This window comes from Streptomyces hyaluromycini, assembly GCF_002217755.1.
Classification (GTDB): domain Bacteria; phylum Actinomycetota; class Actinomycetes; order Streptomycetales; family Streptomycetaceae; genus Streptomyces; species Streptomyces hyaluromycini.
In genome coordinates this window covers 973,021-995,812 of sequence record NZ_BCFL01000017.1, presented here as the reverse complement: position 1 = coordinate 995,812, position 22,792 = coordinate 973,021, and the positions used below count along the sequence as shown (strand labels likewise).

Genomic DNA, 22,792 nt, shown 5'->3' with positions numbered 1-22,792 from the left:
TCCTGGTACGGCGTGCGGGACCGACATGGAGGCGCGCGCCGGTGACGGGGTCGTGGCGAGGCATCGCCCATCGGTCTGCTGCGGCGCGCACCCGAACGAACGCGCGTCGTGACTCCTGACAGCATGCCGATGCAACCACCAACTAGGCAATATGTCTTGAGAAGTTGACCCGTACGGGCTTGTCGAGGCGGCGCCGGTACGGAGAGACTTCCGGCATGGCCTTGAAGAGAAGCCTGGTCCCGCAGTCGGTCTACCGGCGACAGCTCGCGGCACGGCTGAAGGAACTGCGTGACGCGACCGGGCTCACCCTCACCGAGGTCGCCGACCAGCTGGAGGTCAACCAGGGGTCACTGAGCCGGATCGAGAACGGGGAACGCGGTACGACACCGGTCCTCGTCCGTGCTCTGCTAGACCTGTACGGCGTCGAGGACGAAGGCCGGCGCGCCGACGTGCTCGACCTCGTGCGAGCGGACAAAGAGCAGCAGAAGCCCTGGTGGCGGAAGTACTCGACGGTACTCACCCCGACCCGCTACGACGGGTACCTCGCGCTGGAGGCCGGCGCGACGCACCTCGCCAGCTACCAGCCGATGCTCGTGCCAGGGCTGCTCCAGACCGAGGACTACGCGCGTGCCGTGATCTCCCAGATGAGGAAGGACCTGTCCCCGCCGCAGGTCGAGTCCCTGGTCAGGGTCCGCATGGAGCGACAGAACAGCCGCTTGGGCGGCGAGACCCCCGCCAGACTCTGGGCGATCCTCGACGAAGCTGTGCTGCGCAGGACAGTCGGCTCTGCACAAGTGATGCGCGACCAGCTGCGGAAGCTGGTGGAGGCGAGCGAACAGTCGAACGTCACCGTGCAGCTGCTGCCATTCTCCCTCGGAGCGCACCCCGGACTGTATGGCCCGTTCGTCATCCTGACCTTCCCGCACCCGACGCCGGACCTGGTGTGGCTGGAGAACCCCAAGAACTCCGTGTATCTGGAGTCCCCTGAGGACGTGGCCAACTACACGGACATCTTCGATCAGTTGAGAGGCAGCGCCCTCGACGCGTCGGAGACTCGCACCCGCACCGCACGCATCAGCAAGGAGCTCGAAGAGTGAGCACGCCCAGCATGGACGCCCCGCACGTTGTCACGACAGCTCAGCACGACGTCGATCTCACGCATGCGCGGTGGCGGAAGAGCTCGTACAGCGGGGGTGCGAACGACTGCGTGGAAGTTGCGGAACTGGGTGAGTGCGCCGCAGTGCGCGACTCCAAGGACATCAGCCGTGGGCCGTTGCTCTTCTCGACGGCGGCGATGCGCGCGCTGGTCAGCGGGATCGCTAACGGGTCGATCATTGACCGTTGATGCCGAAAAGCGAGCTGGCGCGTGAGCGGTGACAGCCGTCGTGGTGGGCGCGGGTGTCCCGGTCTCAGGACGGGCGTGACCCTGTCGGAAAACCTTGGCGACAGTGTCCCGGGCGCCCTTATAGTCCGGGAATGATCGAAATACCGACCTTCACGGCTTGGATGGAGGAGAACCGGGCCCAAGGTTTTCCCAACCAGACAACTGCGTGGGCGGTCTACAACGACCGGATGCATGAGGGCATGCAGGCCCTCTTCGCACATCCAGAGGTCGCGGCGAATCGTTACGAGGCTGCCGTAGCCGAGACCGCGGCGACCACCTTTCTCGAATCCATCTTCGGCGCCGCCTGGGTAAAGGAGAGGTTCCCCCTCGCCGACAACCGAGAGGGACTCGGCCCTTGGGTGCAGCAGGCCCGGCAGCGCCAGGAACTCGCTAGGAGGGTGTTCGAGTTTCAGGGCGAACCGTGGTTCGCCGACTTCCTCTTCTACACCAAGACGAACGATGTCGTGTCGGCGATCTTCGAAGCAGACATCCTTCAGAACCTCATGTGCATGCCAGCTGGCATCGCCAGGGTGACGGAGTCGGGAGTCAAGGGCCAGGACTTCGACATCCTCCTCAACTTGGCGAACATCGGTAACGTCCCCGTCGAGGTGAAGTACAAGCAGGACGAGACGCCCTTCTCGGAGGCCACGGTCCGAAATACGGTCAAGGGCGCGGTCAAGCAACTGCCGCGGGGCAAAATCGGGTGGCTGTTCATCCACGTCCCGACGGCCTGGGTGCGCCCCGGTCGTGCGGACGAGTATCACGAGGCGCTCTACGAGGCACTGAGGCAGACGTCGCGGATCGGTGTCGTCTTCACCGCCATCGACAAGCCCTTCCACGATGAAGAGGCGGGAAAGATCCGTCACCGGAGATTCTGGGACCTTTACAAGGACGATGGCGCGTCGCAGGAATTGTGGGGTGCTGCCGTCCTGTTGCGGGATCTCTTGGACAAGCGCTGGGACTTCTTCGCTCCGCGTGCGCCGTTCTGATGTGCGCGGCCCGCGTCGTCTCTATTGCGCCCAGTCCCAGACGGTGGCACGAGGCTGGGCGCCGATCTCGGACATGAACGAGTCGGTGCCGTCCGGCGGAACTGGGTTCTGCTTGGAGGCCAGCTCGGGCGCGCACACCTGCCAGTACAGGGTCCGGCTCCCGTACGGGGCGATGCCCGCGTCCTGAGTGAGCATCTTGACCGGGCCGTCCACTTCGTCGGGGTACTCGCCGTCGGCATGCTTGGGCGTGTACAAGGTCTGGAATTTCTGGGTGATGGAGATTACTGCGGTGTCGGAGCGGTTCTCGTAGGCGGTCATGACATTCACGCACTTGTTCGTCGCATCGCCGTCGTGCCATTCGGTCAGGGCGACCGATCCCTGAGGAGCGCGGGCCGGGGCTGTCGCGGGCGTCGAGGAGACAGCCGGTGTGGGAGTGGCCGAAGTGCGGCTGGCTGCAGGCGTTGGCGCCGATGTGGGGGTCGACATGATGGTCTGAGTGACCGTGACCGTGGGGGCTGCTGCAGCGGGCTGCGGGGCGCGGCTGCTACAGCCAGCGGCGAGTAGTGCGCCCGCGCAGGCGGCTATGACAGGAAGGAACCGGCGGGTCATGTCTGCCTTTCACGTTCAGCGAGATCTCGGCAGGCGCTGCTCGGCCGGTTTCTGTGGGGGACGAAAGCGGAGGGTCGCCACCTGACATTCGGTACGACGCGGATCATAGTGGCGGGTCGGCCGCTCCAGCGGCCGGACCTCACTGAAGTAGAGCAGCAACAGCAGTGAGCCCGCGCGAAGACACAAGGAAGTCTTACGGCCGGAGGCGCCGGGCCCAGACCGGCTGATGTCGATCAACTCGCCGTCATCTGTCGGTGCCCCTGAGTACAGTCCCGGAAGGGCATCTAGGGAGGGGCCACGTGTCGTTCGACAGCGATCAGTACGTGTACATCATGGAGCGGCTCAAAGAGGCCGAGCTGGGGGATCTGGCGAGCCAGCTGGACCAGGAAGTCCGACAGGGGCGGGCTGTCCCGGAGGAAGAGCTCAAGCAGGAGCAGCAGAGCCAGTACGAAGCACGTGCCAGCCGGCTGGCGGAGACGAAACTTCAACGCCTCGGGGAGTCCGACGTAGCGGTGATCCCGTACACGGGCGACGAGAGCATCGGACTAATCCGTGGCGCCCTCCTGACGCTCGCTGAGACCATGTACGCGTCACGCAAAGCCTCACTAGACACAGCTGTGGCTCACGAGATGCACCCGACCATCGAGTTCGGCGACCCGGACCTGGAAACACCCTCCTACATCGACCTTGAACAGGAAACAGCGCAGGCACGTGTCGCGCTCGAACTGGTAAGGGAGTTGTTGTCCGAGGGGATCGACACGCACGCGGAGGCCATCCGATGAGCAGGGGAAACCTGATCCAGGCCATCGAGAAGGCGATCGGTGTCCTGCAGCCCGTGTACCGCAACAGCGCAGACGAATCCGACCTCTACGAGGCGTCGCTTCTGACACTGTGCCTCGAAGCCGCGAACGCAGCCGGCGGGACCACAATGCTCACGCAGGACGGCACGACTCCAGCCACTGCACTGCGCTTTCGTAGGCACCCGGGAAACCTATGGTCGGGCACCTTCACTTACATCCTGGTCAGCTTCCCCGGCACTCAGAAGCAGCTGGAGATCCACCTGGGCGTGTACGTCGCCGCCACCACCTCGAAGGTCGCACACGAATGCGACGTCGCCGTCATCGATCACCAGGAGGCCGAGCGGAGCCGACAGGCTGAGGTGCACCCACGGAGCGCCAAGCTCGTCGCGGCGATCGAAGCGAAGCACTACAGTTCCTCGCCTCCCCTTGGCATCGGCAGGGGATTCCTCGGGCTGGCCCAGGAAATGGGTGCGAAGAAGTGCTCGCTCGTCTTCCCTTCGCAGAGTTCCACCAATCTGGGAGCCCTGATCGCTGGGCGCCCAAGCGAGTCGTACCCCGAGCTGCTACCGGGCACCGATGCAGCTAACCGGCTGCGCTCACAGCTTGACCAGGCCATCCGCAACTGGAAGAACAAGCGCTGATCCAGGAGGCACGTCCCGAAGCCCACGCTGACCAGCGAAAGCGCCGTGCTCCGTGGTCTCAGTTCTGGTCTCATTCACCCACGTCCGGCTCGGTTCAGCGCCCTGTCCAAGACCCACTCCGCTCCAGGTCAGGACGCTCCCGGCCTTCCCCGGACCCCCAGACGAACATTTGGAAAGCGTGTTGGGGGCAACCCCTCACGAGTTCGAATCTCGTATCCTCCGCAGCTGCCTGACCAGGCGAAGTGAAGAGCCGAGCCACGAATGTGGCTCGGCTCTTCGGTGTGGACCAGTCGCATTTTTGGTTGCATTTGCGGCCGACATTCGGGGCATCACGGCGAACAGCCAGGCGCACGCTTCCGCATCCCACGGCGGGGGGGCTGGCACTGGCCACGTGGCGGAGCCCTACAGAATCTGACGGTAGACGTCGCGACGGTTGCCGCCGGGGTGTGTGCCCTTGGAGCGGCGATGTCGAACCCAGTCGCGCCCTCGCGTCCAACGCCTTCCGGCGTTCCGCGAGGCGGTACAGGATGCGCAGGGAGTTCGGAGTCCGGGCGCGGGATTCGGTCACCTCTCGCGCCTCAGTGGGGGCGGGCCACACCCTGCCTACGCTCGCTGGGGGCAACTGCCCTCGTGCGGCACCCGCTGATCACGGGGATACGCCATTCTTGAACCCGGCGCCGGTTCTCCGGCCCCGCTGCGACTCACTGGTGCGACGAGGTGCATTCCGCGTGAAGTCCCGATCAACGCTGGCGACATGGCTGGGCAGCCTCGATGGCTCTCGTCTGGCACGCGTACTCGAAGCGCGAAAGGACGCTATGTCCCCTCCGGAGCCACGCTCGGTGGGTGAACTGGCGGACCGTCTTCAGCGCCCGGGATCGGTAGCGCTGTCCCTGCCGCGGCTCGCGCTGCCACACCTCCAGGCGGCCGAGGCTCTGGCGGCGCTGGGTGCGCCGGCGTCGCGCGAAGCCCTGGCGGAGTTACTGGGGGCGGCGGACGACGACGCCACCGGCGAACTGGACGCCGTACTGGAAGTGCTGGCCGATCACGCTCTGGTCTGGCCGGGCGGCGCAGGAACGCTCCGCATGGCCGGACCGCTACGGCAGGTGTGGGACGCGCCCCTGGGCCTGGACGCTCCGCTGGAGCAACTGCTCGCGGGCGCGACCTCCGACGAACTTCGAGCCATGCTGGTGGCACTGGGCGTCAGGCCGGCGGCCACCAAGCCGCAACGACTGGCCACACTGGTGGAACACCACAGCGACCCGGAACAGGTCGTCTCGGTGGTCGCGAAAGCCCCTGCAGCGGCCCGGAAGCTGCTCGAACGCCGAGCGGAGGGTGTGCCGGGGCAGCCGCAGTTCATCGTGTTCGGCACCGCCGGCCCCGGCCTCGAACCGGGCGAGCGATGGGCGCTGGACAGGGGGCTCCTGGTCCAGGACCGTCACCGCTACGGCCCGGCCCGTATGCCTGCCGAGGTGGCGCGCGCACTGCGCGGACCCGGCTGGCGCGCCCCGTTCGAGCCCGTACCGCCTTTCGCGCGGCTGACGCCCGTCACCCCAAGGGAGGTGGACAGCGAGGCGTCGGCCGCAGCCACGGCGTTCGTGACCCATGCCGTCTCGGTCCTGTCGGCCTGTTCGACGACCGCGCCTGCCCGGCTGAAGTCCGGCGGAATCGGTGCGCGGGAACTGGCGCGGATCGGCAAGGCCGCCCAGGCCGAAGACGCCGTCGTACGCCTTGCTCTCGAGACCGCGTACGCGGCCGGGCTCCTGGGGCGGGACGGCGATCGAGTGGCGCCCACCGAGGCGTATGACGCCTGGGCGGAACAGGAACCCCCGGAGCAGTTCGCCGTACTGCTTCAGGCATGGCGGAACCTGCCGCTCACCCCGACCCAGGCGCGTGACGAAGACAGCAAGTCGCTTCCCGCTCTCGCGGGAGCACCGCCCTGCAATGGCTGCATGCAGGCTCGCCACGGGCTGTTGACCGCAGCCGCACAGCTTCCGGCGGGGCAGGGCACGACGGTCACGTCGGAGCTGGGGCCTCTGATCGCCTGGCACCGCCCGCTCGCCCACTCGTCGCTCCCGGACGGAACACCGTTGGCCACCGTGATCCGTGAGGCCGAGATCCTCGGGGTACTCGCTCGCGGTGCCCTGTCCGCCCTCGGCATCCATCTGCGGACCGGCGACACGGAGGCGCTGGGCGTCGAGTGCCGGCGGCTGCTGCCCTCGGCCACCGCGACGGCACGGATCGGCGCCGACCTCACCGCCGTCGTCACCGGCACACCGTCCGCGCGGCTGGCCTCGCTCCTGGACTCCGTCGCCGACCGGGAGACCAGCGGCACGGCATCGGTGTGGCGCATCAGCTCCCGCAGCATCCGACGGGCACTCGACGCCGGCCGTACCTGCGACGACATCACGGCCAGCCTGGCCGCCGTCGCCGCCGGGCCCCTGCCGCAGCCGCTGTCGTACCTGATCACCGACACCGCACGTGGCCACGGGCGCGTGCGCATCGCCCCCGCCGCCTGCGTCCTCCACGGCGACGAGCCCGCACTCTTGGCGGAACTCGCTGCCCACCGCAAGCTCACCAAACTCGGGCTACGGCAGCTGGCGCCGACGGTGCTGGTCAGCCGCAGCCCGCTCGACACGACCGTCGCCGCGCTCCGGGCCGAGGGATACGCCCCCGTCGCCGAGACTGCCGAAGGCACGGTACGGATCGAGAAAACCCAGCCCCAGCGGGCCGCCGCTCCTGTGCCGGCTCCGCGCCGCACCCGCACGCGGGACAGCGGCCGGAAAGCTGCCACAGGCGTGGCGAAGGCACCCACCGCAGTTGACCCGAACATCTTGGCGACCCAACTGCTGAAGGCCCCGCCGGCACCTCCCGAGCCCTCGCCGTTCGACGGAGGAGCGGCCTTCGCCACGGACACCGAGGAGATCGTCGCAGGGTGGGCAAAGCGCCTGCCGTACAGCGACGTCCGTCAGCTCGCCCATGCCATCGATACCGGTGAGCCCATCACCGTCGAGTACGTCGCCACCTCGGGGAACCGGACGGTGCGCACCCTCAGCCGCCTCATGCTCGACCCGCCCTACCTCGAAGCCTGGTGCCACCTGCGAGGCGACGAGCGCGTTTTCACCCTCTCCCGTATCCACAGCGTCATGAGCCTCACGCCGGACTAGAGCAGGACAGTATCGGTAGCGATAGTATCCCTGTCGACACTATTGCTGTAGGGAGGATTATGTGCGTCGTTTCATCGGGCGGGATCGCGAACTGAGCGTGCTCGGCAACGCCTTGCAGGCGGTTCGCTCTGCCGTCGGGTCGGCGAAACCGGGGCAGTGCGTCCTCATGCGGGGAAGACGGCGGGTCGGCAAGTCCAGCCTCGTCGAGGAGTTCCTCCGGCGTACCGAGACGCCGTACCTCTTCTTCACCGCGGCGGGCGGCACCGCGGAGGACGAACTGTCGGAGCTGCTCGACGCCGTCGCCAGATCCACCCTGCCGGAGCGGGGACTGTTCTCGGAGGAGACCCCGGGTCAGTGGAACGCGGCGTTCAGGCTGCTCGCGGAGATCCTTCCTGACGACAGCCCGAGCGTGGTCGTCATCGACGAGGTTCCGTATCTCATGGACCGCATCGATGCCTTCGAGGGCATGCTCCAGCGGGCCTGGGACCGGCTGCTCAGCCGTAAGCCGGTACTCCTCCTCCTGGTCGGATCCGATCTGTCGATGATGGAGGCGCTGAACAGCTACGACCGCCCCTTTCACCAACGAGGCCGGGAAATGATCGTGGGGCCCCTGAACCCGGCCGACATCGGCGAGATGCTCGGCCTGCCAGCGGCAGCCGCGTTCGACGCCGCTCTGATCACTGGAGGGCTCCCCCTGATCTGCGCCGAGTGGCGGGCCGGAGCAGACGTCTGGGAGTTCCTCCGCGACTCGCTGGACAACCCGATCTCGGCCCTGCTGGTCTCCGCCGAGCGCTCACTGGCCGCGGAGTTTCCACCGCAGGCGATGAGCAGGGAGGTACTGCGGGCCATCGGATCCGGGGAGCGAACCTTCACCAACATCGCTCGCGCGGCCGGCGGCATCGCCCACACCACTCTCACCCGAGCCACTGACGTCCTGACCGAGAAGAGGGTCGTGGCCGCCGAGCTGCCGCTCTCGCTGAGGCCGTCGAAGGAACGCCGCTACCGAGTGGCAGACCCTTACCTCCGGTTCTGGCTCGCGTTTCTGGACCCGCACATGGCGGAGATCGAACGAATGCGGGGAGATCTCACTCTGAGCCGTATCAAGGAGCAGTGGACGAGCTGGCGGGGCCGCGCGATCGAACCCCTCGTCCGGGAATCCCTCGCCCGCCTCCTGCCGGACGGGCTCCTGCCCGCCGCCCCGGCAATCGGCGGGTACTGGACCCGCAGCAACGACGTGGAAATCGACCTGGTGGGCGCCGACCGGCAGCCGGTGGCCAAGGAACTGCTCTTCCTCGGTTCGGTCAAATGGCTGGAGAACTCCGCGTTCGACAGCCACGACCTGGCCGCACTGCAGAAGCACCGCGCGGCGGTCACCGACGAGCCCGTACCGCTCGTGGCGGTCTCCCGTAACGGGACCAGCTGTTCCGGGCTCCAGGCGGCGTACGAACCCGAGCAACTGCTCAGCGCTTGGCGCAGGGTGTGAGCAGGGGGCCGGTTCTCCCAGCGGTTGCAGTTCTGGTTGCATTCGCCTCCGTCCGGTGCGGTCCGGGCTGAGCCAGATCGACTGCTCCGTCGCAGGTCAGGACGGATCCGTGCATCCACGAACCCCCGGACGAACATTTGGAAAGCGTGTTGGGGGCAACCCCTCACGAGTTCGAATCTCGTATCCTCCGCCAGTGCCTCACCGGGCACGATGTCGAAGGGCCCCACCGCAAGGTGGGGCCCTTCGACGTTGGTAAGGGCGCTTGCACCAGGAATATGGTCTCTTGTATGGCGACGAAGAAAGTCACGGTGACGATTCCCGAAGATCTCCTCGACGAGATCCGCGCCGATGCGGCTGAGCGGGGACTTTCGGCGTATGTGGCCGAAGCACTGCGATTCAAGCGCGATCGGGACCGGCTGCTGGAGCTGGTCGACTGGCTGCAGGAGGAACACGGGCCGGTCACCGAGGACGAGCGCGCGGCAGCCCTCGGGGAGCTGGACGATCTCGACGCCGAGCACGAGCGCCGCCGCACCGCCGGAGGTCACGACGCCGGAGAGGCCGCGTGACGCAGCGCGCCGGTGAGCACAGGCAGCGGCCACCGCGCGTCTTCGTACTCGGCTGCGAGGCCCTGTCCCTGGCCGTGTGCGGCGACCGCAGGATGATCGCCTGGCTCGACCTCGCGGCCAGGGGTGAGGCCGAGGTGGTGACGTCTCCCATGACACTGGTCGAGGCATACGACGGCAGAACCACCGAGCAACGCTGGGACTGGGTGCTCTCCCGGCTCAAGGTCGCCGACATCGGAAAGGACGAGGCCCGCCAGGCCCGGCGTCTCCTGGCCGACGCCAAGCTGCACGGCCACAAGTACGCGATCGACGCCGTGCTCGCTGTCATCGCACGCCGGCAGAAGGGGCAGGTCACCGTCTTCACCTCGGACGTGGACGACCTGGAGAAGCTCCTCCCGGACACCATCGTCGTCAAGAAGGTATGACCCGGCGCTGAAGACGGCCGGCGCCGCCGGGTGGGTGCGGGGCGGGTTGGATACTGCTGCTGCGCCCGGGTGACGGGGCGGATGAGCGGAATGGATGCGGAATGGATGGGGAGTACGGCCAGTGAGCAGCGACGACCGCATAGGACCGCCCAGTTTCGGCAGTGAACGGGACATGCTGCGGGCCTTCCTCGACTACCACCGGGCGACCCTCGCCATGAAGTGCGAAGGGCTCACCGACGAGGAGTTGCGGCAGCGGTCGATGCCGCCGTCCACGTTGTCGCTGCTGGGCCTGGTGCGGCACATGGCGGAGGTGGAACGCGCCTGGTTCCGCCGGGTCTTCGAGGACAAGGACGCGCCCATGGTGTGGTCCGACGAGATCGACTTCCAGGCGGCGTACGACGCCAGCCGGTCGACCAGGCAGGAGGCGTTCGCCGCCTGGGAGGCCGAGGTGGCGGCCTCGCGCCGGATCGAGCGCGCGGCCGGCTCCCTGGACCAGGCCGGATACCAGCCGAGGTGGGAGGAGGAGGTGTCGCTGCGGATGGTGATGCTGCACGTGCTCCTGGAGTACGGCCGCCACAACGGGCACGCCGACTTCCTGCGCGAGGGCGTCGACGGGACCGTGGGCGCCTGAGCGGCCGGGGTGGGGCCCGTTAGGCGGCGATCCGGACCTTCTTCGTCACCGTCACCTGGTCCAGGTCGGACACCCGTACCGTCACCGTCATCGTCCACTCGCCCGCGATGGGGATGTTGACGGAGTCGGCGGCCCAATAGCCCCCGCGGTCGGTCACGTTGGAGGGGAGGGGGCCGATCTTCTGGGCGGCGAGGGTGAAGGAGAGCCGGAGTTCGGGGACGGTGGAGATGCCGCCGTCGGGGCCGAAGACGACCGCCTGCACGGAGTTCTTGCCGACCCGGCCCGGGTCCAGGGTGATCTGTACCTTGCCGTGGCCGTTCGGGGTGCCGACGTCGAAGGGGACCATGGCGACGGCGGCCGCGGGGATGCCGGTCGAGTCCGACACCGTTCCCGACGCGGCCGCCTCGGCCGCGGCCCGGCCGGGCAGGGTACCGCCGAGGATCGTGCTGAGGCCCAGGACGGCGACGCCGATGGCCACTTCGGCGAGGACCGAACGGCGCAGGGACGCCTGGTGGCGGCCGGCGGAGGCGGCGGGCGGTTCCCCCGGGGACGCCGGATCCTCCTCGGCCGGTGCATCCCCCGAGGCCGGCAGGTCCACCGGGGCCGACAGGTCCACCGGGGCCGACAGGTCCACCGAGGTCGACAGGGCCACCGAGGCCGACAGGGCCGCCGGGGCGCCGACCGCCAGTGGGACGCGGTCGCGGGCCGCCGCGGCCGGGACCGTCGCCAGTTTCGCCGTCCAGCGGCGGGACTGCGAGGCCGCCGCCAGCAGCAGGGTCACCGCGGCGAGTTTGACGAGGAGGAGCCTGCCGTACGACGTGTCCGTGAGGGCCTGCCAGGAGCCGAGGCCGCGCCAGGACTGGTAGACGCCGGTGACCACGAGGACCGCCACCGAGGCGAAGGCCACGCGGGAGAAGCGGGAGACGACGACAGCGGGAAGGGGCGTGGTGGTGCGGTGGAGGGTGATGAGGAGGGCCGTGAGGCCGCCCAGCCAGAGCGCCATCGACAACAGGTGCAGGACCGACGACGTCATCGCCAGCGGCACCTGGATGCCGGCCGAGGCGTGTTCCGCCGCCGCCCAGGTCAGGGCCAGGGCGATGGAGAGGGCGGCGGCCGTGGCGAGCAGGGGACGGGACGGGCGGGCCAGGCGGGTGGGGCTCACGCGCTTGCGCAGGAGGAGGTGGAGCGCTGCGGTGAGGGCCAGCAGGGCCAGCCTCGCCAGCAGCGCCAGACCGGGACGGCCCGTCGCCGACCTGCCGAGGGCGGAGAGGTCGAAGGCCGTCGCCGGGGAGGTGCCCTCCTCGTACGGGGAGCGGAGGACGAAGAGGAAGAGGGTCGCGGCCAGGAGCGCCCACCACGCCGTGCGGACCGGGGTGCGGAGCGGGGCGGGGTCCGGCGGGCGGCAGACGGCCAGGAAGGCGGCGGCGCCTATGAGCAGCGCCACGGCTATGTACGCGACGTAGCGGCCGATGTTGTAGAGGCTGCCGGTGACCGGGTTCTCGACGGGGCCGGTGGAGACGGGCGTCGTGGTCGCCGACGGCTTGCCCACGGAGAAGGTGAGGGCGCCGGAGACGGGGTGGCTGTCCGCGGAGACGATCCGCCACGCCACGGTGTACGTGCCGGTGCCCAGCTTCTTCGGGAAGGTGATCCGGGCGGTGTCCGAGCCGGCCGGGCCGTGTTCGGGGTCGCTGGTGTCCACCCGGTGGTTGGTGGGGTCGTACACCCGGAAGGAGTCGTCGAGCAGGCCGACCGACTCGGTGAAGGTGAGGGTGACGGATCCGGGCGAGGACTTGAGCACGGCGCCGTCGGCGGGGTCGCTGCCGCGCAGGGCCGCGTGCGCGGAGGCGGGGCCGGCGGAGGCCAGGAGGAGGGCGGCGAGGAGGGTGCCGAGGAGTGCGAGGGCGCGCAGGGACCGGACCCTGTGCCTGTGGTCGCCGGTCGTCGCTCGCCGCTTGTCGTGTCCTTCGCTCACGTCACCCGCTCCGAGTTCGGCAACACGCGTTCCTGGGTCATACGGCTGGAGAGGCTGTGGTGCTCACTTTGTCTGCGGGCTCGTCGTGGCTGGTCGCGCCCGCGCGGCGGAGCCGCACATCGGTATCGCCCCGCGCCCCTTACGGGGCGCTTGAGTTCGGGGCGCTGGAATCGTCACCACGTCGGGCGCGCCGACACCCCGCCGTCCACCACCAGGTCGTGGCCGGTGATCCAGGACGCGAGCGGTGACGCCAGGAAGACCACCGCGTTCGCCACGTCGTCCGCGCTTCCCAACCGGCCCGTGGGCACCGCCTCCTGCCATCTCCGCACCCCCTCCGGCCAGTCCGCCGCCAGCCCCTCCCGGTCGATCAGGCCAGGGGAGACGGTGTTGACGCGGATGCCGAGGCGGCCGTACTCCAGCGCGGCCGCCCTCGCGTGCATGACGACGGCCGCCTTCGCCGTGCTGTAGTGGGCGTGGCCCAGGGCCGGGTGGGTCGCCTCGATGGAGGCGATGTGGGTGATCGTGCCGCCGCCGGACTGGGCGCGCATGATCTCGGCGGCGGCCTGGGTGCAGGCGAAGACGCTGGTGAGATTGGTGTCGACGACCGCGCGCCAGTCGGCCGCGGTCATGCCGGGCAGGGGCTGTACGGGCTGTACGGCCGCGTTGTCGACCAGCGCCGTCAGCCGTCCGCCGCCCCAGTCGGCGGCCTCGCGGACGACGCGGTGGCAGGTCTCCTCGTCACTCAGGTCGCCCTGTACGACCGTCGCCCTGCCGCCGCCGGCCGTGATGCCCGAGGCCGCCTCGTGCGCCGCCCGTACCCCTGTACGGCAGTGCAGGGCCACCGCCGCGCCCTCCGCCGCCAGGCGCCGCGCGATGGCCCGGCCGATACCGCCGCTCGCGCCCGTGACCAGGGCGATCTGTCCGTCCAGTAGGTGGTTCGTCATGGACGGCAGAGTTCCGTGATGCGGGCGGCTTCGGACGGGTAACGCGCCGTGAGGTCGGCCGCGTTCCCGTGTTCGTACCCCTCGAAGGTGAATCCGGGGGCCATGGTGCAGCCGAAGAGGGTCCAGGCGCCCGGGGATGCCACGCGGGCGCCCATCCAGGTGCCGGCCGGGACGGTCAGCTGGAGGTGCTGGCCGCCCAGGAGGTCGGGGCCGAGGACGGGGGTGCGGGTGGTGCCGTCGGGGGCGAGGAGCAGGAACTCCAGGGGGTCGCCCAGGTAGAAGTGCCAGATCTCGTCGGTGGGGAGGCGGTGCAGGGCCGAGTAGTCGTCGGCGGTGAGGAGGCCGACGATCGCGGTGCCCTCGGGGCGGCCGTCGGCGCGTGCGGGACCGGCCCAGGTCTCACGGAACAGGCCGCCCTCGCGGGGGATCGGCTCCAGGCCGTAGTGGGCGATCAGGTCATCGGGAGTCAGCATCCGGGACATCCGGGAAGGCTACCGGCCGGGTGAGGAAAGCAAGTTGAGCGTGCTTTTCGGGCAGGTGGACGTCGGGGAGGTCGATCTCGGGGAGTACGACGGCCGGGCCGAGCTCGAAGCCCTGGCGCCGGAACCGGGCGATCGCCTTCTCGTTGCGGACGTCCGGGTCCACGACGATGCGGTGGCGGTCGAGGGTGCGCAGGGCGTACGCCGTGAAGGCGGTCAGGAGGGCCTGTGTCCAGCCGGGGCGGGGACCTTCGGGTCCGGGCGGGGCGAGGAGGACGTGGACGCCGATGTCGCCGGGGCGGACGTCGTAGCACTCGCTCACCCGGTCGGCCTCCGGCTCGTACGTCTGGAGGAGCCCGACCGGGGTGCCGTCCTTCTCGGCGAGGTACGCGTGGTGGGTGTCGAGGGTGGCCATGTGGGCGTAGATCTCGGTGACCTGGGGGCGGGTGAGGCCGGTCATGCCCCAGAAGGCGGCGCGTTCCGCACTGACCCAGGTGTGGACGACGGCCGCGTCGCCCTCGGGGTCCAGGGGGCGGAGCCGGACGGTGCCGAAGCCTGGTTCGGGGTGGTGCTCAGATATCGACATCGGTCTTCTCCGTGAGGTCTACGCGTTCCAGTCGGTCCCAGTCGGTGACGACCGGGGCCAGGTCTCCCTTGAGCCACAGGGGGAGTTGGTCGGTGTGGTGGGGTGCGCCGGGGACGCCGTCCGCGCCGAGCGGGACCACCCAGAGGCTGTCGTCGCGGCGGGCCAGGTCCCAGACGTACCGGGCGGCCGGACCGCGCGCCGAGCGGTCGGTGAGGCCGGGGACGGCGGAGGTGCACAGCACGCAGTCGTGGTCGCCGGACAGGGCCGGTCCGTCGTCGTACGACGGCTCGGGCAGCGCCTGCCAGGGGGTGAGGCGGTGGGTGTCGCCCCAGGTGCCGGCGGGCGGGGCGGCCGCGACTTCTTCCACGGCCGCGCGTACGGCGGCGGGGCGGTCGACGCCGTACAACTCCTCCGTCCTCAGGAGGTGTTCGAGGGCGAAGGCGATACGGGGGGTGAGGGCCAGCCAGGGGAGCAGGACCTTGGGGTGGGCCGGGGGTTCGGTGAGGGCGGCGAAGGCGGGATGGGCGGCGAGGTGCCGTACGACGGCGGAGCGTACGGCCGCGTAGGCGGCGGCGTCGGTGCTGTCCGCGTCCATCCGGCGGTCCCAGGCGAGGAGGCGGTCGCGGAGCCTGCCTGCCTCGGGGGTGAGGTCGTCGAGGGCGGCCAGGCGGTCGAGGAGGGGCGCGGCGGAGGCCAGATGCGTGTCGGTGTGGATCGCGGGCATGTCGGCGGCGGACCAGGTGCGGCGCTCGCCGAGGAGGCTGCGGATGCGGTCGGCGCGGTGGGGCGGGGCGAACTCGACGCCGAGGGGGGTGGCCGGGCCGCGCTGGTTCGCCATCACGGCCACGCCGTCGGTGATGTCGCCGTACGGCATCTCGTGCCAGCCCTGCCAGTCGTGGCCGGGGAGCCAGGCGGGGGCGAGGCGGGTGCGGTTGGTGCGGGAGCGGACGGGGACGCGGCCGGCGACGCGGTGCAGGACGCCTCCGGCGGTGTCGGCGGCGTGGACGACGTTGACGGGCTCGGCCCAGGCGTCGAAGGCCCGGTCGACGTCGGTGACGTGGCGGGCGCGGAGGAGGGGGAGGAGGGCGCTGAAGCCGAGGTCTTCGGTGACGCGGGGCGGGTAGCGAAGCGCCAACGCCTCGGCTCCGCCGTCGGCGGATGATTTCCCACCCGCACCACCCGTGCGGCTTTCGTCGTCGGGTGCGAGTGGCCCCCGCGGGGGCCGACCGCCGTCGGCGGCCGCCGGTGCGTGCACGACAGCAGGCCGTTCGGCGTGCGGAGCGAGAGGCGTGCGGAGTTCGCGGCCGAGCTCGTCCTCCGCCTCCGCCGTCTCCATCGCCTCCGTCCCCGTCGCCTCCGCTGTCCCCGTCCCCAGCCCCTCCGGCCCCCCGGCGATGACCGGGCCCCGGGGTGTTTCGAGTACCTCGATGGGTACTGGGGGGTTGCCGGAGACCTCGATCGTCTCCGTGTGGTGGGGGGCCGGGGTCCAGGTGCCGTCGGGGGCGAGGGCCTCCACGCCGGTGTTCGTGCGCCGCAGGCGCTCCCGGTAGAGGTCCTGGTAGTCGGCCATCGCGTTGGTGATGGACCAGGCGACCGTGCCCGTGTGGGCGAAGTGGGCGATGCCGGGGACGCCCGGGACCGCGAGGCCGACGACGTCGAACTCCGGGCAGGCGAGGTGGATCTGCTGGTAGACCCCGGGCGCCTCGACGAAGCGGTGGGGGTCGCCGGCGAGGAGGGCCTGGCCGGTGGTGGTGCGGGAGCCCGCGAGGAGCCAGCCGTTGCTGCCGGCGGTGCTGGGGCCGTCCGTGGCGAAGAGCGGGACCGCCTCCTCGCCCAGGTGCCGTATCGCCTCCTCGCGCCACAGCTTGGCCGGGAAGCCGGCGAACAGGATGTGGGTGGCCAGCCAGATGCCGAGCGGGTGCCAGGGCTCCCAGGTGCCTGGGGTCAGGCCGGTGCGGGCGAACTCGGGCGTGCGGGCGGCGCCGGCCGGCAGGCCCTCGTTGACGCCGGCCACGTACGCCCGTACCCACTCCGCCGTCTCCGGGTCCCGTCTCTCCAGCGCCTCGAAGCAACGTCTCGCCGTGTCCGCCAGGCGGGCCCGGCGGGCAAAGACGTCCCAGGCGACGGCCGGGGCGCCGAGGAAGGACGCCGAGGTGCCCTGCGCCCGGTGCCGTTCCACCTCCAGCTGCCAGGCCCGGTCATGGGCCGTCACCCGGCCCTGCGCGCGGGCGAGTTCGCGGACGTCGGCCGCCCGCAGATGCGGGATGCCCCAGGCGTCGCGGTACGTCTCGATGGTCACCTGGTGACCCCCCTGTCTGAGGTTAGCCTTACCTAAGTCGAATCGCGGAGGAATCGTACGCGAGAGGTGAGAGCGTCGAGGAGGCCGGGCAGCCACGGGCGCGCGAGGGCCGTCCCGGCGCGGGATCATCGAGCCATGGACGCCAACGCCGACTCCCCCGACCGGATCCGGGGGCTCACCCGTCCGGCCCTGTCCTGCTGGCAGGGCCGGCCCCGTCGGTCTCAGCTGGAACCATGACCGAGCCCCCCAGCACCGGCCCCGCCGACGACGACCGGAAGGCGCACGCCACCGGCACCGCTCGGCCTGAGCCCGAACCGCCCTTCGAGGGACCGCTGCACGCCCTCTCCAAGGCCGCCTGGCAGACCGTCCTGCTCACCGGGATCGCCTCCCTGATCCTCGGCATCCTGATCCTCGTGTGGCCCGGTGCGTCGCTGCTCGCCGCCGGTGTGCTCTTCGGCATCTACCTGCTGATCAGCGGCGTCTTCCAGCTGGTGGCCGCGTTCGGCACGCACAAGGCGACCTCGCTGCGCGTGCTGGCCTTCATCAGCGGCGCGCTGTCGATCCTGCTGGGCCTGTTCTGCTTCCGGGGCCCTCTGGAGTCGATCCTGCTGCTCGCCCTGTGGATCGGGATCGGCTGGCTGATCCGCGGGATCACCCAGACGCTCGCCGCCGTACACGACCACAGAATGCCCGCCCGCGGCTGGATGATCTTCCTCGGGATCGTCACCTTCATCGCCGGCATCGTGCTGATCGTCTCGCCGTTCAGGTCGGTCGCGGTGCTCACCCTCGTCGCCGGCATCTGGCTGGTCGTCGTCGGCATCGTCGAGATCGTCACGGCGTTCGGCATCCGCGGCCGCGCCAAGCAGATCCCGCAGGCCCTGTGAGCGTCGCCGGCCGCCCCGTGGGCGCGGACCGAACGAGCGCAGGCCGGACGAGCGCAGGCCTCGTCGGCACGGACCCTGTCGGCACCGGCCCGTCGGCTTCGTCAACTTCGCGCCTCGCCGGTACGCCGAGCGAGCGGATCTCGCGCCCCACGCGATGAACACCGCCCACCACACGGGGAGATGACCGCCATGAGCAGCGGTCCCCCGACCGGACGCCGCCCGCGGCCAGGCCCCGCCTGGCCGCGGGCGCTCGTGCTGCTGCTCGCCCTGCTGCTGGCCGGCGTCCCGACGGCGGCGGCGGCGCTCGCGGCGGCCACCCCGACCGTCTCGGCGGAGACCGCCGAGCACGACGCCCTCGACACCCCGCTGCGGCCACCCGCCCGCACCGTCCACCGCGCCGACGTACCCCAGCGCCCCGCGCCGCTCCCCGACACGGCGCCGTCCGCCGGCCCGGGGGACAGCCACCGCCCCTGCCCGACGACACCGCGTCCGCCGTACGCCACGCCCCTCCTGCGCACCGTGGTCCTGCGCTGCTGACCGACCTGCCTGTCCCGCGCTCCCCCAGGTCAGTCAGCTCTACGCAAGGAACACAGTCATGTCCTCAGACCCGTACACGGTCCTGCGCGCCCTGCTGCGCGCGGAAGCCGTCCGCAGCACGCCCAAGCCGGAGACGAAGACGGCGCAGCCGTCCAGGCCGCGACCGCAGGAGCAGAAACCCAGTTGATACCTCGGACCGGAGAGACCGGAACCGGGCGGCCCGTGCGGGGCGCCCGGCCTCCGGCCCCTGGCTCCCGGCTCCCGGCCCCCGGCTCACCTGCGTCTGCGGGCCGTGCCGAACAGCGACCGCGTGATCTCCCGGCCGAGCTGGGTGCCCACCGACCGGGCGAGGGACTTGAACATCCCGCTGCTGACCACCTGTTCGACCAGCGACGGTTCTTCTTTCTGGGCTTTCTGGGCTTTCTGGGCTTTCGGAGCTCTCGGTTCGGCGGCGGCCTTCGGCTCGGCCGGCGTCCGCTGCAGCCTCTCGTACGCCGACTCACGGTCCACAGCCTGTGCATAACGCCCGTGGAGCGCGGACCCGCGCACCGCCGCGTCCAGCTCCGCCGCGTCCAACGGCCCCATCAGGGACTCGGGGGCCCGCAGCCGGGTCGCCGCGACCGGCGTCGGGGCGCCCGTCTCGCTGAGCACGGTCACCACGGCCTCGCCGATACCGAGCCCGGTGAGCAGCTCTTCGAGGTCGTACGACGACTTCGGGAAGGTCTGCACGGTCGCCCGCAGCGCCTTCTGGTCCTCCGGGGTGAAGGCCCTGAGCGCATGCTGGACGCGGTTGCCGAGCTGGGCGAGGACGTCGGACGGTACGTCCTTCGGGGTCTGCGTGACGAAGAAGACGCCGACCCCTTTCGAGCGAATCAGGCGCACGGTCTGCGTGATCGAGTCCAGGAACGCCTTCGAGGCGCCGTTGAACAACAGGTGCGCCTCGTCGAAGAAGAAGACCAGCCCGGGCCGGTCGGCGTCGCCGATCTCGGGGAGGTCGTGGAAGAGGTCGGCGAGCAGCCACATCAGGAAGGTGGAGAAGAGGAGGGGCCGGTCCTGGACGGCGGGGAGTTCGAGGACCGAGACGACGCCCCGGCCGTCCGGTGCCGTACGCAGCAGGTCGGCCGTGTCGAACTCCGGCTCGCCGAAGAAGTCCGCCATGCCCTGGGCCTCGAAGGCGGTGAGCGAGCGCAGGATCACCCCGGCGGTGGCCGTCGACAGCCCTCCGATGTTCTTCAGTTCCGCCCTGCCCTCGTCGGAGGTGAGGAAGGCGACCACGGCCCTGAGGTCCTTGAGGTCGATCAGCTCCAGGCCCTTGGTGTCGGCGTAGTGGAAGATCAGGCCCAGGGACTGTTCCTGGGTCTGGTTGAGCTGGAGCGCCTTCGACAGCAGCACCGGTCCGAAGCTGGTGATCGTCGCCCGGACGGGGATGCCGTGGCCGAGGCCGCCGAGCGCGAGGAACTCGGCGGGGAAGCCGGTCGCCGTCCACTCCTGCCCCACCTCGCCGGCCCGGCCCCGGACCCTGTCGTTCGGCTGCCCGGGGCGGGCGATGCCGGACAGGTCGCCCTTGACGTCCGCCAGGAACACCGGGACGCCCTGCGCCGAGAGCTGCTCGGCGATCAGCTGGAGCGTCTTGGTCTTGCCGGTGCCGGTGGCGCCGGCGACCAGGCCGTGCCGGTTGAGCATGGGGAGGGGGATGCGGACCGGGGCGTCGGGACGGCACCGTCCGTCCCAGAGAAGGGCACCGAGCTCCAGCGCCTGACCGCCGAAGGCGTACCCGGCGGCGATCCCGGCGACCACGGGGTCAGGGGCGCCACCGGGGTCAGGGGCGCCTGCAGGGTCGGCTGCGTCCCTGGCCGGGGTCGTGGCCGGGGTCGCGGCACCTGCTTCGTCGGCCTCGCCGGCACTCATCGTCGGACCCCCTGTTCCCGTTTAGCCCGTTTGATGACCTTTACGGAGTCTTTTCCAGCGTCGCACTCGGTCGCCATGGCTGCGCCCGGAACGTCTGGACCGGTAGGCTTTCCGTGTGATCTTCAAGCGCATCGGAAACGGCCGGCCGTACCCCGACCACGGCCGGGAGAGCACCCGGCAGTGGGCGGACGTCGCACCGCGCCCGGTCCGCCTCGATCAGCTCGTGACGACCAAGGGTCAGCTCGACCTGGAGACCCTCCTCGCCGAGGACTCGACGTTCTACGGCGACCTCTTCGCGCACGTCGTGAAGTGGCAGGGCGACCTGTACCTGGAGGACGGGCTGCACCGTGCGGTCCGCGCCGCCCTCCAGCAGCGTCAGGTGCTGCACGCACGCGTGCTCGAACTCGACTGACACCCGCCCGGCACTCGCCCGACACCCGCCTGCCATCCGGCATTTGCCGCCGGTTGGCCCTTTCGGGTTGGACCGGGCACCGTCAGATGATCATCTATTAGTCAACGCACCCGTGGCGCACTACGCTGCGCTCATGAGCATGCTGACTCCCCCCGGCATGGGCGGCCAGTACCGGATCACAGGGGACAAATACCCTCGCATGCGCCCGCGCCGGCGGCGTGCCCGGCTCGTCCTCTCCATGGTCGCCTCCGTCACCGCGCTCGGCCTGGTCGGCTGGGGCACCCTGCAGCTCATCGACGTCTTCACGGGCGGCGGCGGAACGGCGTCGGCGGCCGGCTCGGCGCGCGACTGCATCAGGCAGGCCGCCGCCAGCGCGAGTCCCGCGGCCGGTGCGTCGGCCGGTACGACGACGACGGAGCTGCCGAAGCCCGCCCAGATCACGGTGAACGTCTACAACGCCACGACCCGCGCGGGCCTGGCCAAGAACACCGCCGACGAACTGAAGAAGCGCGGCTTCAAGATCGGCGACATCGGCAACGCGCCGACGAGGTTCGACAAGAAGGTCAAGGGCACGGCGATACTGCTCGGCCCGGCCTCGGCCCTGAAGACCTCGCTCCCGGTCCTGGCCACCCAGGTGACGGCCGCCGACCAGCGCACGGAGGCGGGCCGCAAGGGCACCGCCGTCGACCTGATCATCGGCAACGCCTTCAAGACCCTGACCCCCCAGGCGACGGCCGCCAAGGCGATCACCGCCCTGTCCAACCCCACACCGACGGCGTCGACTTCGAAGAAGACCTGCTGAAGCAACGCCCCGAAAGGCGACGCCCCGTAAGGGGCGCGGGGAACTGCGCGACCAGACACGACACTCCCGCGGCCGCCGACCTCGCCCGCACCCCCTCGGCGCCCGGGCGAGGATCCCGCCGGGCACCGCGAGGCACCGCCGGACTCCGCCGTCGTGGCCGATCACCGTCGCGGCGGCCAAAGAGGCGGGGCACGGTGCCCCGAAGCGAACGGCTCGCTACTCGGCCGCCCCGTACAGCCGGTCCCCCGCGTCCCCGAGCCCCGGCACGATGTAGCCGTGCTCGTTGAGGTGGTCGTCCACCGCCGCCGTCACGACCGTGACCGGCGTTCCCGCCAGCTCCCGCTCCATGAGCTCGACGCCCTCGGGCGCGGCCAGCAGCACGACCGCCGTCACGTCGTCCGCGCCGCGCTTGATGAGCTCGCGGATCGCCGCGACCAGCGTGCCGCCCGTGGCCAGCATCGGGTCCAGGACGTACACCTGGCGCCCGGAGAGGTCCTCCGGCATCCGCGACGCGTACGTGGACGCCTGGAGCGTCTCCTCGTCGCGGATCATGCCCAGGAAGCCCACCTCGGCGGTCGGCAGCAGCCGGACCATGCCGTCCAGCATGCCGAGCCCGGCCCGCAGGATCGGCACCACCAGCGGGCGCGGACGGGCGAGCTTGACGCCGGTCGTGGCGGCCACCGGGGTCTGGATGTCGACGGCCTCGGTCCGCACGTCCCGCGTCGCCTCGTAGGCGAGCAGGGTGACCAGTTCGTCGGCGAGCCGCCGGAACGTCGCGGAGTCGGTGCGCTGGTCGCGCAGCGTGGTGAGCTTGTGGGCGACCAGAGGGTGGTCGACGACGTGGAGACGCATGTCCACAACAGTAACCGCGCCCCCGCCCACCTCGCGCAGGCCCGCGCAAGCCCACGCTGGCATCAAACCCTCCATCCGGGGGAAAGTGGAGGTGTCGGACGGGGGTGGTGTGACCGTGCCTGAGCTGTCTGAGGGGCCCGAACGGCCCGACCGTGCGTACGGCGCGCCCGAGGGCGAGACGGAGACCGAGCGGCGGCGCCGCCGGGCCCTGTTCCTGCGCGAGCTCGCCGAGGCGCGGGCGCTGCGCGACCGGGTCCAGCCCCGCCGCGCCAAGGCGGCCCGGCTGCGGCACGCGCTGCGCATGCGGACGTTCCGCTGGTAGGAATCGGTAGGAGTCCCCAGGACCCGGTAAGAGTCCGCAGGACCCGGTAAGAGTCCGCAAGAGTCGTAAAGCCGATCCTTCGGCAAAGATCCACTGCTTGTGGCAC

General features: G+C 70.5%; 24 protein-coding genes. 16 read left to right on the top strand and 8 right to left on the bottom strand.

Going from position 1 to position 22,792, the window contains the following annotated elements:
• The first annotated feature begins 215 nt into the window (after positions 1-215).
• From SSP29_RS12515 to SSP29_RS12505, 3 genes are all read left to right on the top strand, one after another.
• Complete coding sequence (locus tag SSP29_RS12515) at positions 216-1,097, top strand: helix-turn-helix domain-containing protein (RefSeq protein ID WP_089100613.1); 882 nt, start codon at positions 216-218, stop codon at positions 1,095-1,097.
• Complete coding sequence (locus SSP29_RS12510; protein WP_150134031.1) at positions 1,094-1,345, top strand: DUF397 domain-containing protein; 252 nt, start codon at positions 1,094-1,096, stop codon at positions 1,343-1,345. The genes SSP29_RS12515 and SSP29_RS12510 overlap by 4 nt, the downstream gene beginning before the upstream one ends.
• Before the next feature lie 131 nt (positions 1,346-1,476).
• Complete coding sequence (locus SSP29_RS12505) at positions 1,477-2,373, top strand: hypothetical protein (protein WP_145968884.1); 897 nt, start codon at positions 1,477-1,479, stop codon at positions 2,371-2,373.
• A gap of 21 nt (positions 2,374-2,394) precedes the next feature.
• Here SSP29_RS12505 and SSP29_RS12500 read toward each other — a convergent pair whose 3' ends face one another.
• Complete coding sequence (locus SSP29_RS12500; RefSeq protein ID WP_145968883.1) at positions 2,395-2,700, bottom strand: hypothetical protein; 306 nt, start codon at positions 2,698-2,700, stop codon at positions 2,395-2,397.
• A 581-nt stretch (positions 2,701-3,281) separates the two neighbouring features.
• Here SSP29_RS12500 and SSP29_RS12495 point away from each other — a divergent pair.
• From SSP29_RS12495 to SSP29_RS12465, 7 genes are all read left to right on the top strand, one after another.
• Complete coding sequence (locus SSP29_RS12495; RefSeq protein WP_089100610.1) at positions 3,282-3,764, top strand: hypothetical protein; 483 nt, start codon at positions 3,282-3,284, stop codon at positions 3,762-3,764.
• Positions 3,761-4,423: a hypothetical protein gene (locus SSP29_RS12490; RefSeq protein ID WP_089100609.1), complete on the top strand. Its 663-nt coding sequence runs from the start codon at positions 3,761-3,763 to the stop codon at positions 4,421-4,423. Before SSP29_RS12495 ends, SSP29_RS12490 begins: the two co-directional genes overlap by 4 nt.
• A gap of 728 nt (positions 4,424-5,151) precedes the next feature.
• The gene (locus tag SSP29_RS12485; protein ID WP_089100608.1) at positions 5,152-7,587 is read left to right on the top strand and encodes a helicase C-terminal domain-containing protein; all 2,436 of its coding nucleotides are present in this window, start codon (positions 5,152-5,154) and stop codon (positions 7,585-7,587) included.
• Positions 7,588-7,648: 61 nt separating this feature from the next.
• A complete protein-coding gene (locus SSP29_RS12480) occupies positions 7,649-9,070 on the top strand; it encodes an ATP-binding protein (RefSeq protein ID WP_089100607.1) in 1,422 nt (473 codons plus the stop codon).
• Positions 9,071-9,357: 287 nt separating this feature from the next.
• The gene (locus SSP29_RS12475; protein WP_089100606.1) at positions 9,358-9,636 is read left to right on the top strand and encodes a ribbon-helix-helix domain-containing protein; all 279 of its coding nucleotides are present in this window, start codon (positions 9,358-9,360) and stop codon (positions 9,634-9,636) included.
• Positions 9,633-10,058, top strand: a complete 426-nt coding sequence (locus SSP29_RS12470; protein WP_089100605.1) for a hypothetical protein — start codon at positions 9,633-9,635, stop codon at positions 10,056-10,058. Before SSP29_RS12475 ends, SSP29_RS12470 begins: the two co-directional genes overlap by 4 nt.
• Before the next feature lie 121 nt (positions 10,059-10,179).
• Positions 10,180-10,689: a DinB family protein gene (locus SSP29_RS12465; RefSeq protein ID WP_089100604.1), complete on the top strand. Its 510-nt coding sequence runs from the start codon at positions 10,180-10,182 to the stop codon at positions 10,687-10,689.
• Positions 10,690-10,708: 19 nt separating this feature from the next.
• Here SSP29_RS12465 and SSP29_RS12460 read toward each other — a convergent pair whose 3' ends face one another.
• The 5 genes from SSP29_RS12460 to SSP29_RS12440 form a co-directional block, all read right to left on the bottom strand.
• Entirely contained in the window at positions 10,709-12,598 is a 1,890-nt protein-coding gene (locus SSP29_RS12460) for a copper resistance CopC/CopD family protein (RefSeq protein ID WP_174855961.1), read from the bottom strand.
• Positions 12,599-12,834: 236 nt separating this feature from the next.
• On the bottom strand, positions 12,835-13,605 hold the full coding sequence (locus SSP29_RS12455) for an SDR family NAD(P)-dependent oxidoreductase (protein WP_089100602.1): 771 nt from the start codon (positions 13,603-13,605) through the stop codon (positions 12,835-12,837).
• A complete protein-coding gene (locus tag SSP29_RS12450) occupies positions 13,602-14,075 on the bottom strand; it encodes a cupin domain-containing protein (protein WP_089100782.1) in 474 nt (157 codons plus the stop codon). The genes SSP29_RS12455 and SSP29_RS12450 overlap by 4 nt, the downstream gene beginning before the upstream one ends.
• Positions 14,062-14,670, bottom strand: a complete 609-nt coding sequence (locus tag SSP29_RS12445; protein ID WP_150134027.1) for a GNAT family N-acetyltransferase — start codon at positions 14,668-14,670, stop codon at positions 14,062-14,064. The genes SSP29_RS12450 and SSP29_RS12445 overlap by 14 nt, the downstream gene beginning before the upstream one ends.
• Positions 14,657-16,969, bottom strand: a complete 2,313-nt coding sequence (locus SSP29_RS12440; RefSeq protein ID WP_089100601.1) for a penicillin acylase family protein — start codon at positions 16,967-16,969, stop codon at positions 14,657-14,659. The genes SSP29_RS12445 and SSP29_RS12440 overlap by 14 nt, the downstream gene beginning before the upstream one ends.
• 233 nt (positions 16,970-17,202) lie before the next feature.
• Between SSP29_RS12440 and SSP29_RS12435 the strand changes: the two genes are divergently transcribed.
• The 3 genes from SSP29_RS12435 (at position 17,203) to SSP29_RS60895 (ending at position 18,577) form a co-directional block, all read left to right on the top strand.
• Positions 17,203-17,853: an HdeD family acid-resistance protein gene (locus SSP29_RS12435; protein ID WP_089100600.1), complete on the top strand. Its 651-nt coding sequence runs from the start codon at positions 17,203-17,205 to the stop codon at positions 17,851-17,853.
• Positions 17,854-18,042: 189 nt separating this feature from the next.
• Positions 18,043-18,390 (top strand): hypothetical protein, encoded by a 348-nt coding sequence (locus SSP29_RS12430; RefSeq protein ID WP_145968882.1) that lies wholly within the window; start codon positions 18,043-18,045, stop codon positions 18,388-18,390.
• 58 nt (positions 18,391-18,448) lie between these two features.
• The gene (locus tag SSP29_RS60895; RefSeq protein WP_275539756.1) at positions 18,449-18,577 is read left to right on the top strand and encodes a hypothetical protein; all 129 of its coding nucleotides are present in this window, start codon (positions 18,449-18,451) and stop codon (positions 18,575-18,577) included.
• Positions 18,578-18,663: 86 nt separating this feature from the next.
• Here SSP29_RS60895 and SSP29_RS12425 read toward each other — a convergent pair whose 3' ends face one another.
• Entirely contained in the window at positions 18,664-20,298 is a 1,635-nt protein-coding gene (locus SSP29_RS12425; protein WP_089100598.1) for a helicase HerA-like domain-containing protein, read from the bottom strand.
• 115 nt (positions 20,299-20,413) lie between these two features.
• Here SSP29_RS12425 and SSP29_RS12420 point away from each other — a divergent pair, with 115 nt between their 5' ends.
• Together SSP29_RS12420 and SSP29_RS12415 are read left to right on the top strand one after the other, a co-directional pair.
• The gene (locus tag SSP29_RS12420) at positions 20,414-20,710 is read left to right on the top strand and encodes a type II toxin-antitoxin system VapB family antitoxin (protein WP_003999914.1); all 297 of its coding nucleotides are present in this window, start codon (positions 20,414-20,416) and stop codon (positions 20,708-20,710) included.
• Between the two features lie 133 nt (positions 20,711-20,843).
• Positions 20,844-21,512 (top strand): LytR C-terminal domain-containing protein, encoded by a 669-nt coding sequence (locus SSP29_RS12415; protein ID WP_150134025.1) that lies wholly within the window; start codon positions 20,844-20,846, stop codon positions 21,510-21,512.
• A gap of 216 nt (positions 21,513-21,728) precedes the next feature.
• On the opposite strand, the gene upp is transcribed toward SSP29_RS12415, so the two are convergent.
• The gene (gene upp / locus SSP29_RS12410) at positions 21,729-22,364 is read right to left on the bottom strand and encodes a uracil phosphoribosyltransferase (protein WP_089100780.1); all 636 of its coding nucleotides are present in this window, start codon (positions 22,362-22,364) and stop codon (positions 21,729-21,731) included.
• 115 nt (positions 22,365-22,479) lie between these two features.
• Here upp and SSP29_RS55460 point away from each other — a divergent pair, with 115 nt between their 5' ends.
• On the top strand, positions 22,480-22,686 hold the full coding sequence (locus SSP29_RS55460) for a hypothetical protein (RefSeq protein WP_438363786.1): 207 nt from the start codon (positions 22,480-22,482) through the stop codon (positions 22,684-22,686).
• The last annotated feature ends 106 nt before the right edge of the window (positions 22,687-22,792 follow it).

Coding starts and splice junctions, on each gene's coding strand:
- SSP29_RS12425 (WP_089100598.1), bottom strand. CDS start 20,298: ATGAGTGCCGGCGAGGCCGACGAAGCAGGTGCCGCGACCCCGGCCACG.
- SSP29_RS12475 (WP_089100606.1), top strand. CDS start 9,358: ATGGCGACGAAGAAAGTCACGGTGACGATTCCCGAAGATCTCCTCGAC.
- SSP29_RS12435 (WP_089100600.1), top strand. CDS start 17,203: ATGACCGAGCCCCCCAGCACCGGCCCCGCCGACGACGACCGGAAGGCG.
- SSP29_RS12490 (WP_089100609.1), top strand. CDS start 3,761: ATGAGCAGGGGAAACCTGATCCAGGCCATCGAGAAGGCGATCGGTGTC.
- SSP29_RS12430 (WP_145968882.1), top strand. CDS start 18,043: ATGAGCAGCGGTCCCCCGACCGGACGCCGCCCGCGGCCAGGCCCCGCC.
- SSP29_RS12455 (WP_089100602.1), bottom strand. CDS start 13,605: ATGACGAACCACCTACTGGACGGACAGATCGCCCTGGTCACGGGCGCG.
- upp (WP_089100780.1), bottom strand. CDS start 22,364: ATGCGTCTCCACGTCGTCGACCACCCTCTGGTCGCCCACAAGCTCACC.
- SSP29_RS12515 (WP_089100613.1), top strand. CDS start 216: ATGGCCTTGAAGAGAAGCCTGGTCCCGCAGTCGGTCTACCGGCGACAG.
- SSP29_RS12505 (WP_145968884.1), top strand. CDS start 1,477: ATGATCGAAATACCGACCTTCACGGCTTGGATGGAGGAGAACCGGGCC.
- SSP29_RS60895 (WP_275539756.1), top strand. CDS start 18,449: ATGTCCTCAGACCCGTACACGGTCCTGCGCGCCCTGCTGCGCGCGGAA.
- SSP29_RS12445 (WP_150134027.1), bottom strand. CDS start 14,670: ATGTCGATATCTGAGCACCACCCCGAACCAGGCTTCGGCACCGTCCGG.
- SSP29_RS12415 (WP_150134025.1), top strand. CDS start 20,844: ATGAGCATGCTGACTCCCCCCGGCATGGGCGGCCAGTACCGGATCACA.